The sequence below is a fragment of the Bacillus sp. SRB3LM genome (assembly GCF_015712745.1).
In the GTDB taxonomy this organism is placed as follows: Bacteria; Bacillota; Bacilli; order Bacillales; family Bacillaceae_G; genus Bacillus_A; species Bacillus_A thuringiensis_K.
Genome location: NZ_VWVQ01000008.1, coordinates 68,800 through 85,114, shown reverse-complemented (window position 1 = coordinate 85,114; position 16,315 = coordinate 68,800). Strand labels below are relative to the sequence as shown.

Below are 16,315 nucleotides of genomic sequence, written 5' to 3'. Positions count from 1 at the left end.
GAATGAATTAAAAAAGAGGCTTCTCACATAAGAAGCCTCTTTTTTAATTAACCTTCTTCCCGCTCTGCCTCATCAACCATAAGAAATAAGGTGCTCCAAGTACAGCAACGACAAGTCCAGAAGGAATTTCTTTTGGGTATGCAATTGTTCGGCCGAGTAAGTCAGCGATGGCAAGAAGGATTGCTCCAAACAGTGCTGAGCAAACGAATAGTCTTTGATGATTTATACCAACAACAATTCTTGCTAAGTGAGGTGCGACAAGGCCTAGAAAGGCAATCGTACCGACAGCAGCGATATTTACTGATGCAAGTAGTGTCGCTAGCACAATTAGAGCAAGCCGTGTTTTATTTACTGGTTGCCCAAGTCCAGTTGCTAAATCGTCTCCAAGTACGAGAACGTCAAGTTGTTTTATTAAGAAAAAGATAATGAATACAAGAATTAGAGATGGATATAGAATGATATTTTCTAAGTGATTCCACCCTCTTGCATACGTGCTGCCAGATAACCATGTTAAAGCAGCGGCAACATTCAAATTGGCTCTAACGATAAAGATTTGAATAATTGCTGAGCCAAGTGCAGAAATACCAATTCCTATTAAAGCAAGAGCTGTTGGGCTAAACCCTGATTTCCATGAGAAGAAGAGGACAATTCCTACTGCAAGTAGTCCTCCGATAAATGCACCAATTGGTAGGAAGAAACCAGGAAGTGCAGGAAAGACATACATAATAGTTAAAGCACCGACACCAGCTCCCGATGAAATACCAATAATAGAAGGATCGGCAAGTGGGTTTCGTAATATAGCTTGGAAAACAAGCCCACTTATTGCAAGGCATGCGCCAGCAATAGCAGCAACGAGCATTCTTGGTAAACGAAGATTTATCATCATGTTTTTGTCAAATTGTGTTAATTGACCTGATATAACATTTGTAATGCTTTCGATATAAGTGTTACTACCGATTGTAACACCAAGAGCAATTGTCACAATACAAAGTGTGATAGAAATAAGGATTACCTTTTTATAAGAGTAATAGCGGGAACTAGCTCCAGCTGCATTCGCACCGTTATCATTCATATATTGTTTCGACTTCATCATTCGATACACTAAGTAAATAAGCCAAGGAGATCCAATCATTGCTGTGACTGCCCCAACAGGAAGTTCTGCACCGGTTGGATCTATTAATCTACCGACAACATCTGCTCCAAGCAATAATACTGCCCCCCATAAGAAAGAAGAGAGAAGAAGAGTAAAGTGTTGACGGTATCCGATAAGGCGCATTAAATGAGGTGCAACTAAGCCGACAAAGCCAATTGGTCCAACAACAGTAACAATTACTGCTGTTAAAAAGATTGCAGCAATGAAGGCGATAAGACGTGTTACTGCTGTTTTTTCACCAAGAGAAATAGCAACATCATCACCAAGTAAGAGAATGTTGAGTTTACGAGACATAAATAGTAAAACTAGGAAAGAAATAATGATAAATGGAAAAGCAAATTGAACGCCATCCCAGTTATTTTGAATAAGAGAGCCAGCTCCCCATAAAAATAAACCAGCTGTTTCATTTTCATAGAAAAGCTGCATCGTTCCGGTAAAGGCAGAAAGCATTAATGTAACGACCATACCAGCTAATGCCATTCTAAGTGGGGTTCCCTTTTTTCCACCAGAAATACGGTATACAAATAAAGCAGTAATAGCACCGCCGATAAATGTGAACAGAAGAGAATTAATTTGTAAACCTTTCGGTAAGAAAATTGTAGCCGCTACTAGAAAGAAATATGCGCCAGAGTGAATACCCATTGTACTGGATTCAGCGAGTAGATTTTTCGTTAACGTTTGTAAAATAACCCCTGATGCAGCAAGAGCGCCTCCAGCTAAAATGGCAATTACAGCTCTAGGTAATCGAAGCATGATTAAAGTTTGATGTTCTAGCGATTGGTTCGGTGAGATAAGAGCATCAATAATCATACTATAGGAAATGTTTGCTTGACCTTGTCCGATATGAATAAAGAAAAGGAGGAGCAAGAGAGCTGCTCCTCCTCCGAATACAAGACTTGCTCGAAGTGTATGTTTTAGGCTATTCATCGTGTAATCACTTCTTCGCTGTCATGACATCTGCTACTTGTGTTGCTAAAGATGTTGCAGACTCAGGACCACCGAAAATCCAAGTGTCGCCTTTTAATTTATACATTTTGTTTTCTTTTTTGAACTTTAATTCTTCCCAAGCAGGGTTGCCTTTTAGTTGCGTGTCAAAAATGTTATCTTCATCCGCTACAATGTAAATGAAGTTTGAATCTTGTACACTTTGTAATGATTCTACAGTTGTTTGTTTGAAACCATCTGGCTCAGATTTCCCTGCTTCAAAAGTATTTGTTAAACCTAATTTTTTTGTAACTTGTAAAGCTAAAGAATTGTCAGTTAAGATACGGAATGTTGGTACGTTTTTAGCAGTAAATGCTTGTGCCATTGCTATGTTTTTATCTTTTAAGTCTGCTTTCTCAATTTTTGCTTTTGCATTAGCAAATGCTTTATCCATATCAGCTAATACTTTTTTACCTTCTTCTTCTTTCCCAACTGCTTTTGCAATTTGTTTAAATGTTTCTGTCATTTCAGCAAAGTGATCGTTATTACTTGTTGATGGATCAAACATAACTGTTGGTGCAATTTGCTCTAATTCATTTTTAATTGCTTTACCACGGAATGAAGCTGTGATAATTAAGTCTGGTTTTAAACGGCTAATTTCTTCTAAGTTTGGTTGTTGACGTGTCCCTACATCTACAACATCTTTACTCGGTTTTGTTTTTGTATTTACCCATTTATTATAATTCTTAATGTCTGCCATCCCTACTGGCTGAACACCAAGTGCTAATAAGTCTTCTGAATATACCCACTCAAGTACAACTACTTTTTTCGCTGGTTTATCTAACTTCGTTTCCCCTTCAGCGTGTTTAATTGTTATAGCTTGATTTTTATTGTCCGGTTTTGTTTCTTTTTTCTCCTCTTTTTGCTGTCCGCATCCAACAGCGAATAGAAGAACTACTATGAAAATACTGAGAATTTTCTTCATCTTCTGCCCCCAAATTAAGTGTTTTTTGTAACTAGCACCACAAGTGAAAATGGTTATCAATTACAACACCAAAATCATACTATGAGGGTATTTTAAGTGTCAATATATTTTTAAAATTTTGACGAAAAATAACAGATTATACGGATTTTTATATGTTACAGTCGCTATTTATGAAGAATAAGCCTCTTTACTAAAAATATTGGCAAATGTGGAAAGTTTAAATGGGAACTTGGCTGTGTACGAAAGTGTAATGTGTATGGTTAATAATCTGTGGAGATGAGGCGAAAGTACAAGCAAAAGGAGAGTGAATCGCATGTAATAATTACTAGAATGTATGGAAGAAATCTGTGTTTTATCCCCGACTAGGCAAAGTATTTCTTTGTCATTTAGATAGGTGTTTTTTAATTCGGTGATTGCGCTAAAAAGATCGAATGTAAAGGAAGTGATCAACATGTCTTCATGGAGCAATAACATAAATGGATATTGTGGGTGTAATAATCAAAATGGTGTACATGTTGATTCATGCTGTTTTAGTTGCGATGGGACAGTCCCTAAAGTTGGTCCAACAGGTCCGACGGGGGCAACAGGAGCGACAGGCGACACAGGTCCAACGGGAGCAACAGGCGATACAGGTCCGACGGGGGCAACAGGAGCGACAGGCGACACAGGTCCAACGGGAGCAACAGGCGATACAGGTCCGACGGGGGCAACAGGAGCAACAGGCCCAACGGGAGCGACAGGAATAACAGGAGCAACAGGAATAACAGGAGTAACAGGCCCAACGGGAGCGACAGGAGCAACAGGAATAACAGGAGCAACGGGTCCAACGGGAGCGACAGGTTCAACCGGAGTAACGGGAGTAACAGGCTCAACAGGAGCAACAGGCACAAGTATAACGGCAACGTACGCATTTGCAAATAATACGTCGGGTACAGCAATATCGGTACTACTAGGTGGAACAAATGTCCCGCTTCCAAACAATCAGAATATCGGTCCGGGTATCACAGTGTCTGCGGGGAACACAGTATTTACGGCTGCAAATGCAGGGAATTATTATATTTCATATTCAATTAATATAACGGCTTCATTATTAGTTAGTTCACGAATTACAATTAATGGGGCACCGCTTGCTGGGACTATTAATTCTCCTGCATTAGCAACGACATCATTTAGTGCGACAATTATTACGACTCTTGCGGCGGGGAGTGCAATTAGTTTGCAATTATTTGGTTTGTTAGCTGTTGCAACATTATCAACAACTACTCCAGGAGCAGTGTTAACGATAATAAGATTGAGCTAAACCATAACTCTCTTACTCTTTTAAGATTAGGAGAGTTTCTACATATAATAAGAAGTTAATGAAGTAAAGCATAGTTATAAAAAAGTCAGAATATTATGATTGTAACGCTATGGTGACTATAATATAATGAAAATAACCATCATGAATGAACATTCATTTATCCCGCTATTTGTGGGCAGTAAGATCCCGCCTTAAAATTCAGCGAAAGTAAAGAAGTTAGCTGGGTGATTAACTGTCCGTAAAAGCCCGATTGGTGTGGGCTAATAATCAGTGGGGCTGAACAAAACCTCCACTGATTAAAGTTTCACTTTATTTTTTATGTATTTGAAGGGGGAATGAAGGTGGAAAAACCATGGTTGAAAAGTTATCCAGAGGAAATTCCTAGTACGATTTCTTATGATATTCAGCCGCTTCATAGATATGTAGAACAGATGGCTTCTCGCTACCCAGAAAAGAAAGCGCTTCACTTTTTAGGGAAGGATATTACGTTTTCGGACTTCCATGATAAGGTAAAGAGGTTTGCAAATTATCTTCAAAAGCTCGGTGTGGAAAAGGGTGATCGAGTTGCTATTATGTTGCCGAATTGTCCGCAAGCTGTAATTGGTTATTACGGTACATTACTTGCGGGAGGTATCGTAGTACAAACAAATCCACTGTATACAGAAAGAGAATTAGAATATCAGCTTCATGACTCGGGAGCAAAAGTAATTCTTTGTCTCGATTTAGTGTTTCCAAGAGTAACGAATGTTCAATCTGCTACAAAAATTGAGCATATTATCGTAACTCGTATTGCGGACTTTTTACCATTCCCTAAAAATCTATTGTATCCATTTGTGCAGAAAAAACAGTCGAATTTAGTTGTGAAAGTATCAGAGAGTGAAACGATTCATCTTTGGAATTCAGTAGAAAAAGAAGTGGATACGGATGTTGAGGTGCCTTGTGATCCTGAAAATGATTTAGCTCTTTTACAGTACACAGGAGGAACAACTGGATTTCCGAAAGGCGTTATGTTAACGCATAAAAACCTCGTCTCTAACACGTTAATGGGAGTTCAATGGTTATATAATTGCAAAGAAGGAGAAGAAGTCGTTCTTGGGGTTCTTCCATTTTTCCACGTGTACGGCATGACGGCTGTTATGAATTTGAGTGTTATGCAAGGATACAAAATGGTCCTTATTCCAAAGTTTGATATGAAAATGGTCTTTGAAGCGATTAAGAAGCATAAAGTGACACTATTTCCAGGGGCACCAACTATTTATATCGCTCTTTTAAATAGCCCACTTTTAAAAGAATACGATATTTCTTCTATTCGTGCTTGTATTAGTGGATCAGCACCACTGCCAGTAGAAGTACAGGAAAAGTTCGAAACAGTTACAGGTGGTAAACTAGTAGAGGGATATGGTTTAACAGAATCCTCTCCGGTTACACATAGTAATTTTTTATGGGAAAAGCGAGTGCCAGGTAGCATTGGAGTTCCGTGGCCAGATACAGAAGCAATCATTATGTCACTTGAAACTGGTGAGGAATTACCGCCAGGAGAAATAGGGGAAATTGTAGTGAAAGGTCCTCAAATTATGAAAGGGTACTGGAATAAGCCAGAGGAAACAGCGGCTGTATTGCAAGATGGCTGGCTCCATACAGGTGATGTTGGCTACATGGATGAGGATGGATTCTTCTATGTAAAAGATCGCAAGAAAGATATGATTGTCGCGAGTGGATTTAATGTGTATCCTCGTGAAGTTGAAGAAGTATTATATGAGCATGAAAAAGTGCAAGAAGTAGTGACAATTGGAGTTCCAGATCCGTACCGAGGAGAGACAGTTAAAGCATTTGTTGTGTTAAAAGAAGGTACGGAGTGCTCTGAGGAAGAATTAAATCAGTTTGCACGTAAATATTTAGCGGCTTATAAAGTGCCGAAAGTATATGAGTTTAGAGATGAATTGCCGAAAACGACAGTAGGGAAAATTTTACGACGTGTTCTAATAGATGAAGAGAAGAGAAAGAATGAGGATGAGCAAACGGGCTAAGGCCCTTTCTTTTTGAAAAAATAGGATTGACACTTTTCTAAATAGTCAGTATTATAAGAATATGAATGACTATTCATTCAGTCATCTTCTTGAAGGGGACAGTAAAGTGAAGAAAAATAGACCGAAATACAATCAAATTATTGATGCGGCAGTCATTGTGATTGCGGAAAATGGGTACCACCAAGCGCAAGTTTCTAAAATCGCAAAGCAAGCTGGGGTAGCTGATGGCACGATTTATTTATATTTTAAAAATAAAGAAGATATATTAATATCCTTATTCCAAGAGAAGATGGGAGAATTTGTCGAAACAATTCGTCAAAAAACAGCAGGAATTGAAAGCGCTGTATCGAAGTTATTCATGTTGGTAGAAACGCACTTCTTGCTGTTGTCGCAAAATGATCCTCTTGCTATCGTTACGCAATTAGAGCTGAGGCAGTCCAATCAAGACTTGCGCCTTAAAATAAATGAAGTATTAAAAGGCTACTTACAAGTTATGGATGAGATTTTAGAGACTGGTATAAAACAAGGTGAATTTCAAGCAGATTTAAATGTTCGCGTGGCAAGACAAATGATCTTTGGAACAGTAGATGAAGTTGTGACCAATTGGGTAATGAGCGATCATAAGTATGATCTGGTCGCACTTTCAAAAACGGTACACGGGCTACTTATTGCAGCTTGTGGCTATCGTCAATAATGGGAGGGATCATGTTGAAATTCCTATCTGTAAGAGTTGAAGATCATATCGCGGTGGCGACGTTAAATCACGCACCAGCAAATGCGATGTCTTCACAAGTTATGCATGACGTTACTGAATTAATTGATCAAGTGGAAAAGGATGATAACATTCGTGTTGTTGTTATTCACGGTGAAGGACGTTTCTTCTCAGCGGGAGCAGATATTAAAGAATTTACATCTGTTACTGAAGCGAAGCAAGCAACAGAATTAGCACAGCTTGGACAAGTTACGTTTGAGCGTGTTGAAAAATGTTCAAAACCAGTTATTGCGGCAATTCATGGAGCGGCACTGGGCGGCGGCCTTGAGTTTGCTATGTCTTGCCACATGCGCTTTGCAACTGAAAGTGCAAAACTTGGTTTACCCGAATTAACACTTGGATTAATTCCTGGCTTTGCAGGTACACAGCGCTTACCACGTTATGTTGGGAAAGCGAAAGCTTGTGAAATGATGTTAACAAGTACACCAATTACTGGTGCAGAAGCGTTAAAGTGGGGACTTGTTAACGGATTGTTCTCTGAAGAATCACTTTTAGATGATACGCTTAAAGTCGCAAAACAAATTGCTGGAAAAAGTCCAGCAACAACTCGTGCTGTACTAGAATTATTGCAAACGACAAAATCGTCTCATTACTATGAAGGTGTACAACGTGAATCACAGATTTTTGGTGAAGTATTTACGAGTGAAGATGGAAGAGAAGGTGTAGCTGCATTTTTAGAAAAGCGTAAACCTTCATTTAGTGGCAGGTAGTTCAATTATTTTTTGATATAAATTAACAGAAAATTAAAATTGATAGAATCTTTCTGAAAAACAAGGGGGTAAATGGAATGAACATCTACGTACTCATGAAACGAACATTTGATACAGAAGAAAAAATCGTAATTAAAAACGGTGCAATTTACGATGGCGAAGCGGAATTCATCATCAACCCTTACGATGAATATGCAATTGAAGAAGCAATTCAAGTAAGAGACGCACAAGGTGGAGAAGTTACAGTTGTAACAGTCGGTGGCGAAGATAGTGAGAAAGAACTTCGTACTGCATTAGCAATGGGCTGTGATAAAGCGGTATTAATTAATATTGAAGATGATGTAGAAAATGGTGACCAATTCACGACAGCAAAAGTGCTTGCTGAATATTTAAAAGATAAAGATGCAGATTTAATTTTAGGCGGAAACGTTGCAATTGATGGTGCATCTGGACAAGTAGGACCACGCGTAGCTGAAGCGTTAAATATTCCGTATGTAACGACAATTACAAAACTTGAAATTGACGGTACAAATGTGAAGATTGAGCGTGATGTTGAAGGGGATACAGAAGTGATTGCAACTTCATTACCAGTTTTAGTAACAGCACAACAAGGTTTAAATGAACCGCGTTATCCATCGCTTCCAGGTATTATGAAAGCGAAGAAAAAGCCACTAGAAGAATTAGAATTAGATGATTTAGATTTAGAAGATGATGATGTGGAAGCAAAGACAAAAACAATTGAAATCTATTTGCCTCCTAAGAAAGATGCAGGAAAAGTGTTACAAGGCGAGCTGCAAGATCAAGTAAAAGAACTTGTATCGTTGCTCCATACAGAAGCGAAAGTAATCTAATAAAATACGAAATTATATATGCAGGAGGGAAAATCTATGGCTCGTAAAGTATTAGTAATGGGTGAAGTTCGTGATGGATCGCTACGTAACGTTTCGTTTGAAGCGGTAGCAGCAGCAAAAACAATTGCAGAAGGCGGTGAAGTAGTAGGTCTTCTAATTGGAGACAGCGTTGCCTCTTTTGCAAAAGAATTGATTCATTACGGTGCAGATCGCGTTGTGACAGTTGAAAATGATAAATTAAAATCATATACATCTGATGGTTATGCACAAGCGTTTTTAGCTGTACATGCTGAAGAAAATCCAGAAGGTATTGTCTTTGGACATACAGCACTTGGTAAAGATTTATCACCAAAATTAGCAGCGAAGCTTGAAGCTGGTTTAGTTTCTGACGTAACTGCTTTAGAGGTTGAAGGTGGAAATGTTATCTTCACTCGTCCAATTTACTCTGGTAAAGCATTCGAGAAGAAGATTGTAACAGACGGCATCTTATTTGCGACAGTGCGTCCAAATAACATTGCAACTCTGGAAAAAGATGAGTCTCGCAGCGGTGACGTATCTTCTATTACAGTTGATGTGAAAGATTTACGTACAATCATTCAAGATGTTGTCCGTAAAACAGCAGAAGGTGTGGATCTTTCTGAAGCAAAAGTTATTATCGCTGGCGGACGTGGTGTGAAGAGTGAAGAAGGCTTTAAGCCATTAAAAGAGTTAGCAGACGTACTAGGCGGCGCTGTTGGGGCATCTCGTGGTGCTTGTGACGCTGAATACTGTGATTACTCATTACAAATTGGTCAAACTGGTAAAGTTGTTACGCCAGACTTATACATTGCATGTGGTATTTCTGGTGCGATTCAGCATTTAGCAGGTATGTCTAACTCAAAAATAATCGTTGCGATTAATAAAGATCCAGAAGCAAGTATCTTTAAAGTAGCTGACTATGGTATTGTCGGTGACTTATTCGAAGTTGTACCTCTTTTAACAGAAGAGTTTAAAAAGTTAAAAGTACATTCATGATTTAAGTACCCTTGAGTTCCAAGTGAAGTACCCCTATATATAGAAAAAGGTGAGAGATCCCCTGTCTCTCATCTTTTTAGTATTTAATCCGTATTTTTATATAGTATAAAGGAACATTTTTTTGTTACAATACATAACGATACATATTATTCGCCACGTATATAAGTTAATGATATACTCTTGGTAGAATATACTTGAAGGAGGAAATAAAATGGCAATTGTAAACGCAAATGACCAAAGCTTCGCAGCTGAAACTAGCGAAGGTGTTGTATTATTAGATTTCTGGGCACCTTGGTGTGGACCTTGTAAAATGATCGCTCCTGTATTAGAGGAAATCGATGCAGAACTAGGCGAAAAAGTAAAAGTAGTAAAAGTAGACGTTGATGAAAACCAAGAAACTGCTCGTCAATTCGAAGTAATGAGTATTCCAGCTCTTTTCGTATTAAAAGACGGTAAAGTAGTTGATCAAGCGTTAGGTTACAAACCGAAAGAAGCGTTAGTAGAATTAGTTTCTAAACACTTCTAAAATAAAGGGGCTACCATTTGGTAGCTTTTTTTATTTTCTTTTTTACAGTCTTTCCGTTACAATAAAAGAACGTATGTTGGGTGTTTGGGCATAGTATGTTTTCAAGGGGAAATAAAAATGCTAAGTATGTAGAAATGGAGGGAGACGAGTGCACGAACATTTGAAAGAGAAGTTGGCCATTTTACCAGATCAACCTGGTTGTTATTTGATGAAAGATAAGCAAGGAACGGTTATATATGTCGGAAAGGCAAAAGTGCTTAAAAATCGTGTGCGCTCGTACTTTACTGGTTCACATGATGGGAAAACACTGCGGCTTGTAGGAGAAATTGTTGATTTTGAATATATTGTAACCTCTTCGAATTTAGAAGCGCTTATTTTAGAGTTAAATCTAATTAAAAAATATGATCCGAAATATAATATTCAATTAAAAGATGATAAAACATATCCCTTTATTAAAATTACGGCGGAGAAGCAACCGCGCTTACTCATTACTCGAAACGTAAAAAAGGATAAAGGGAAATATTTTGGTCCTTATCCAAATGCACAATCTGCTCATGAAACGAAAAAACTGCTAGATCGTATGTATCCACTTCGGAAATGCACGAATATGCCAGATAAAGTTTGTTTGTATTATCATATGGGTCAATGTTTAGCACCTTGTGTGAAAGAAGTGACGGAAGAACAAAATAAAGAAATTGTAGATGAAATTATTAAGTTTTTAAATGGTGGACATAAAGAAGTTCGTTCAGAATTAGAAACAAAAATGTATGAGGCCTCAGAGAAACTAGAGTTTGAACGTGCAAAAGAGTTGCGTGATCAAATTGCTCATATTGATGCGATTATGGAAAAACAAAAGATGATTATGAGTGACTTAGTGGATCGTGATGTGTTTGGATATGCAGTGGATAAAGGATGGATGTGTGTTCAAGTTTTCTTTGTTCGAAAAGGAAAGCTAATTGAACGCGATGTTTCTATGTTTCCAATTTACGATGAACCAGAAGAGGGTTTTTTAACTTTTATCGGCCAATTTTATGAAAACAGTAGTCATTTTAAGCCGAAGGAAATTGTCGTTCCAGGAAGTATAGACTCGGAATTAGTAGAGCGGTTTTTAGAAGTAGAAGCAACACAGCCGAAACGTGGTAAGAAAAAAGACCTTGTAGAATTAGCAAATAAAAATGCGAAGATTGCTCTTGAAGAGAAGTTCTACTTAATTGAACGTGATGAAGAACGAACGATTAAAGCGGTAGATCATTTAGGGAAGCAGCTTGGGATTGAAACACCGTATCGTATTGAAGCGTTTGATAACTCAAATATTCAAGGAACAAATCCCGTTTCTGCAATGATTGCTTTTATCGATGGGAAACCGGCGAAGAAAGAGTATCGAAAATATAAAATTAAAACGGTTCAAGGACCAGACGATTATGAGTCTATGAGGGAAGTTGTGAGGCGCCGTTATACAAGGGCGCTTAAAGAAAATTCACCTTTACCTGATTTGATTATTATTGATGGAGGAAAAGGCCATCTAGCGGCTGCAAGTGATATTTTAGAGAATGAGCTCGGATTATATATTCCGATGGCAGGTCTTGTAAAAGATGATAAACATAAAACCTCCCATTTAATTATTGGGGATCCACCGGAACCTGTGATGCTTGAGAGAAATAGCCAAGAATTTTATTTATTGCAGCGTATTCAAGATGAGGTGCATCGATTTGCGATTACATTCCATCGTCAATTACATGGGAAATCTGTCATTCAATCAGCGTTGGATGATATTCCAGGAATCGGTGATAAACGGAAAAAGGTATTGTTAAAACATTTTGGTTCATTAAAGAAGATGAAAGAAGCTTCTATAGAGGAATTTGTCGAAGCGGGTATGCCAAAAAATGTCGCGGAGACGATTTATACGTATTTAACAGATAAGAAGACGTTGTAGTTTACAACGTCTTCTGTTTTTTGATATAATTTCTGAAGATTTAAAATAAACACATCTGAATGAAAATACAAAAAAGTCAACTAAACTGATATGTCTAGTTGACTGTAGGTAATGCTTACACTTCAATGAGATCTTTTATATCCCATTTTACAAGAAATGTAATAGAGTCAGAACGTTTTTTCTTTTCTTCGTATGACTCTGCAACGACGTTCCGTTGCTTTTGGATTTGTTCAGCGATGAATCCGGCTTCTAGTTGATAAGAAGAATGTCGTTTTTGTTTTTGACGTTCTGCAATGAGTGTACCTTTAAGTTGGAACTGCATTTCACGACGCTTATGTTCAACAATGCTTAAAGTGCCCCAGCCAGCCTTTTCAAAGAACTGAATGACTTCTTCAATTGTTTCTAGCGGATATTTTCTTGCAAGGTTTCTACCAGACCAGTATAAAATACCATCTAAATCGTTGCCGATTAAATCAGGTAGTAATTCTTCACGTAGCAATTCATAAGCGAAGGCGTTCAATGAAACATCTTCTAAAGATGTTGTATCGATTGTATTTTTGCTCACAATATTCCCCTCTTTCTATAGGGATTATTATATAACATTTCACATTTATAAAAACAGATTTTTCTTTAGGAAAATCTGAATATATAAGAAGAAAAAAAGAATTGGCAAATTATATGCAAATTATGTATACGTTTTCTTGACGCTTCGACAAAAATAGGAGTAAAATGAACTTGGTATCAAATTATGCTGAAATATTTCGAATAATTTTTTCAGTTTTTCTTATGCCAATAGTGAAAAAACATTATTGTTGTAAACTAATCTGAAAACAGCAGTCAAACATTCAAGGGGGGTAATGGGGACATGAAAGGCCGCGAGTATACGTTTCGTAAGTGGCACTCATTAATGGGGGTCATCCCGGTTGGTGTCTTTTTGACGCAACATTTAATTGTAAACAACTTTGCAACACGAGGAGCAGAGGCTTTTAACAAAGCTGCAGGCTTTATGGAGCTCCTTCCATTCCGGTATGCGCTAGAAATTTTCATCATCTTTTTACCGATACTGTACCATGCTATATATGGCTTATATATTGCATTTACAGCTAAGAACAATGCGGTTTCTTACGGTTATTTCCGTAACTGGATGTTCGTCTTCCAAAGAATTTCAGGTATCGTTACGCTGATCTTCATTTCTTGGCACGTCTGGGAAACTCGTATTCAAGCAATGTTAGGTAAAGAGGTAAACTATGATATGATGGCAGATATTTTAAACAATCCAGCTATGTTTGCATTCTACTTAGTTGGTGTTGTTTCAACAATTTTCCACTTTGCAAATGGACTATGGACATTCTGCATCAGCTGGGGAATTACAGTATCTCCACGTTCACAAAGAATCTCTACTTATGTAACATTAGCTATTTTCTTAGGTTTATCTTATGTAGGTGTGAGTGCATTATTAGCGTTCATCGATCCACAGCTAGCAAACCAGTAAGGAGTGGGAGAGCATGAAAGGGAAACTTATAGTAGTCGGCGGTGGCTTGGCTGGCTTAATGGCAACGATTAAAGCGGCAGAAGCAGGAGTAAATGTTGAACTGTTTTCTTTAGTACCAGTAAAACGTTCACATTCTGTATGTGCTCAGGGCGGAATTAACGGTGCCGTAAATACGAAAGGTGAAGGGGATTCTCCATGGATCCACTTTGACGATACAATTTATGGTGGGGACTTCTTAGCGAACCAACCACCAGTTAAAGCAATGTGTGAAGCAGCACCTGGTATCATTCATTTAATGGACCGTATGGGTGTTATGTTTAACCGTACGGAAGAAGGACTTCTTGATTTCCGTCGATTTGGTGGAACGCAACATCACCGTACAGCATTTGCTGGTGCAACAACTGGACAGCAATTACTTTACGCATTAGATGAGCAAGTACGTCGTCACGAAGTAGCAGGACTTGTAACGAAATATGAAGGTTGGGATTTCTTACGAGCTGTTGTTGATGATGAAGGTGTGTGCCGAGGAATCGTTGCACAAGACTTACAAACTATGGAGATTAGAAGTTTCGGAGCAGATGCCGTGATTATGGCAACAGGGGGCCCTGGTATCATTTTCGGAAAATCAACAAACTCCATTATCAATACAGGTACAGCAGCTTCTGCTGTATATCAACAAGGCGCATACTATGCAAACGGTGAGTTCATTCAAATTCACCCAACGGCAATTCCTGGAGACGATAAATTACGTCTTATGAGTGAATCTGCACGTGGTGAAGGTGGACGTGTTTGGACATATAAAGATGGTAAACCATGGTACTTCTTAGAAGAAAAATATCCGGCTTACGGAAACCTTGTACCTCGTGACATCGCAACACGTGAAATCTTTGATGTTTGCGTAGAGCAAAAACTAGGTATTAACGGTGAAAACATGGTGTATTTAGATCTTTCTCATAAAGATCCAAAAGAACTAGATATTAAACTAGGTGGAATTATTGAAATCTATGAGAAATTTACAGGGGATGATCCTCGTAAACTACCAATGAAAATCTTCCCAGCTGTTCACTATTCAATGGGCGGACTATGGGTTGATTATAAACAGATGACAAATATTCCAGGTTTATTTGCAGCAGGTGAATGTGATTATTCTATGCACGGAGGTAACCGTCTTGGTGCGAACTCACTATTATCAGCAATTTATGGTGGTATGGTAGCGGGACCAAACGCAATTGAATATATGAAAGGTCTTTCTAAATCATCGGATGCTGTTTCATCTACTGTATATGAACAAAATGAATTAATCGAAACAGAGAAATTTAACAATATTTTAACGATGGATGGTAACGAAAATGCGTATGTTCTTCATAAAGAGCTTGGAGAATGGATGACAGATAACGTTACAGTAGTTCGTGAAAATAAAAAATTATTAGAAACAGATGCGAAAATTGAAGAATTAATGGCTCGTTACAAACGTATTAACATTAACGATACAGCAAGATGGAGTAACCAAGGTGCTTCATTTACACGCCAACTTGCAAATATGTTTGAGTTAGCACGTGTTATTACAATTGGCGCATATAACCGTAATGAGAGCCGTGGGGCGCATTACAAACCTGAATTCCCAAATCGTGATGATGCAAACTTCTTAAAAACTACGATGGCAAAATTTGAGGGAGAAGGAAATGCACCAGCATTCCATTACGAAGACGTTGATATTTCATTAATTAAACCGCGTAAACGTGATTATTCTTCAAAACACGATGTAGCTGCTAAGGGTGAAGAGAAGGGGGATAAACAACATGTCTGAGAAAACAATCCGCCTCATCATTACGAGACAAGACGGGCCAGATGCGCAAGCGTTTGACCAAGAGTTTGAAATTCCATATCGTCCGAATATGAATATTATCTCAGCACTTATGGAAATCCGTCGTAATCCTGTTGATTCAAAAGGGAACCAAACAACTCCGATTGCATGGGATATGAACTGCTTAGAGGAAGTATGTGGTGCATGTTCGATGGTGATTAACGGAAAACCACGTCAATCATGTACGGCACTTATCGATCAATTAGAGCAACCAATTCGCTTAAAACCGATGAAGACATTCCCGGTTGTACGTGACTTGCAAGTTGATCGTAGTCGCATGTTTAATGCTCTAAAACGCGTTAAAGCGTGGATTCCAATTGATGGTACGTATGACCTAGGGCCAGGACCAAGAATGCCTGAGAAAAAGCGTCAATGGGCTTATGAGCTTTCAAAATGTATGACATGTGGTGTTTGCTTAGAATCATGTCCAAACGTAAACAGTAAGTCTGACTTTATTGGACCAGCACCGTTATCACAAGCTCGCTTATTCAACTCACATCCAACGGGTGAAATGCATAAAGCAGATCGCTTACGTGCAATTATGGGAGATGGAGGACTAGCAAACTGTGGTAACTCTCAAAACTGTGTGCAATCATGTCCGAAGGGTATTCCTTTAACAACTTCAATTGCGGCATTAAACCGTGATACAACAATTCAATCGTTCAAAGATTTCTTTGGTAGCGATAATAACTATTAATAAATATTGCCTCTTCATATCGAAGAGGCAATATTTATAACTGTATTTTTCTGTTTATTCTGTTTAT

At 38.2% G+C, this 16,315-nt stretch carries 14 protein-coding genes; 11 read left to right on the top strand and 3 right to left on the bottom strand.

The genetic code is table 11. The features are described from left to right. Positions 1-43: 43 nt before the first annotated feature. Both fhuB and F3I02_RS07295 read right to left on the bottom strand, forming a co-directional pair. Entirely contained in the window at positions 44-2,080 is a 2,037-nt protein-coding gene (gene fhuB / locus F3I02_RS07300; RefSeq protein WP_196477783.1) for a Fe(3+)-hydroxamate ABC transporter permease FhuB, read from the bottom strand. 7 nt (positions 2,081-2,087) lie between these two features. After that, positions 2,088-3,062, bottom strand: coding sequence for an ABC transporter substrate-binding protein (locus F3I02_RS07295; RefSeq protein WP_196477782.1), 975 nt, complete (start codon positions 3,060-3,062; stop codon positions 2,088-2,090). Positions 3,063-3,513: 451 nt separating this feature from the next. Here F3I02_RS07295 and F3I02_RS07290 point away from each other — a divergent pair, with 451 nt between their 5' ends. The 8 genes from F3I02_RS07290 (at position 3,514) to uvrC (ending at position 12,195) form a co-directional block, all read left to right on the top strand. Continuing rightward, positions 3,514-4,362, top strand: a complete 849-nt coding sequence (locus F3I02_RS07290) for a BclA C-terminal domain-containing protein (protein WP_196477781.1) — start codon at positions 3,514-3,516, stop codon at positions 4,360-4,362. A 341-nt stretch (positions 4,363-4,703) separates the two neighbouring features. Next, the gene (locus F3I02_RS07285; protein WP_000414740.1) at positions 4,704-6,389 is read left to right on the top strand and encodes a long-chain-fatty-acid--CoA ligase; all 1,686 of its coding nucleotides are present in this window, start codon (positions 4,704-4,706) and stop codon (positions 6,387-6,389) included. A gap of 106 nt (positions 6,390-6,495) precedes the next feature. Beyond that, positions 6,496-7,083: a fatty acid metabolism transcriptional regulator FadR gene (locus F3I02_RS07280; protein ID WP_000742223.1), complete on the top strand. Its 588-nt coding sequence runs from the start codon at positions 6,496-6,498 to the stop codon at positions 7,081-7,083. 11 nt (positions 7,084-7,094) lie between these two features. Further along, the gene (locus F3I02_RS07275) at positions 7,095-7,871 is read left to right on the top strand and encodes an enoyl-CoA hydratase (protein ID WP_000911292.1); all 777 of its coding nucleotides are present in this window, start codon (positions 7,095-7,097) and stop codon (positions 7,869-7,871) included. A gap of 77 nt (positions 7,872-7,948) precedes the next feature. Continuing rightward, positions 7,949-8,722: an electron transfer flavoprotein subunit beta gene (gene etfB, locus F3I02_RS07270; RefSeq protein WP_001029027.1), complete on the top strand. Its 774-nt coding sequence runs from the start codon at positions 7,949-7,951 to the stop codon at positions 8,720-8,722. A 36-nt stretch (positions 8,723-8,758) separates the two neighbouring features. After that, entirely contained in the window at positions 8,759-9,736 is a 978-nt protein-coding gene (gene etfA / locus F3I02_RS07265) for an electron transfer flavoprotein subunit alpha (RefSeq protein WP_000101942.1), read from the top strand. A 211-nt stretch (positions 9,737-9,947) separates the two neighbouring features. Further along, positions 9,948-10,262: a thioredoxin gene (gene trxA, locus F3I02_RS07260; RefSeq protein WP_001018943.1), complete on the top strand. Its 315-nt coding sequence runs from the start codon at positions 9,948-9,950 to the stop codon at positions 10,260-10,262. Between the two features lie 148 nt (positions 10,263-10,410). After that, positions 10,411-12,195 (top strand): excinuclease ABC subunit C, encoded by a 1,785-nt coding sequence (gene uvrC / locus F3I02_RS07255; RefSeq protein WP_000544299.1) that lies wholly within the window; start codon positions 10,411-10,413, stop codon positions 12,193-12,195. Between the two features lie 115 nt (positions 12,196-12,310). On the opposite strand, the gene F3I02_RS07250 is transcribed toward uvrC, so the two are convergent. Then, on the bottom strand, positions 12,311-12,760 hold the full coding sequence (locus F3I02_RS07250) for a YslB family protein (protein WP_000042226.1): 450 nt from the start codon (positions 12,758-12,760) through the stop codon (positions 12,311-12,313). Positions 12,761-13,060: 300 nt separating this feature from the next. Here F3I02_RS07250 and sdhC point away from each other — a divergent pair, with 300 nt between their 5' ends. Genes sdhC through sdhB form a run of 3 tightly spaced genes read left to right on the top strand, consistent with a single transcriptional unit; the run spans position 13,061 to position 16,248 of the window. Continuing rightward, positions 13,061-13,687, top strand: coding sequence for a succinate dehydrogenase cytochrome B558 (gene sdhC, locus F3I02_RS07245; RefSeq protein WP_000678354.1), 627 nt, complete (start codon positions 13,061-13,063; stop codon positions 13,685-13,687). A gap of 13 nt (positions 13,688-13,700) precedes the next feature. Continuing rightward, positions 13,701-15,494: a succinate dehydrogenase flavoprotein subunit gene (sdhA, locus tag F3I02_RS07240; RefSeq protein WP_000676750.1), complete on the top strand. Its 1,794-nt coding sequence runs from the start codon at positions 13,701-13,703 to the stop codon at positions 15,492-15,494. Continuing rightward, entirely contained in the window at positions 15,487-16,248 is a 762-nt protein-coding gene (sdhB, locus tag F3I02_RS07235) for a succinate dehydrogenase iron-sulfur subunit (protein ID WP_001291827.1), read from the top strand. Before sdhA ends, sdhB begins: the two co-directional genes overlap by 8 nt. Positions 16,249-16,315 lie beyond the last annotated feature (67 nt).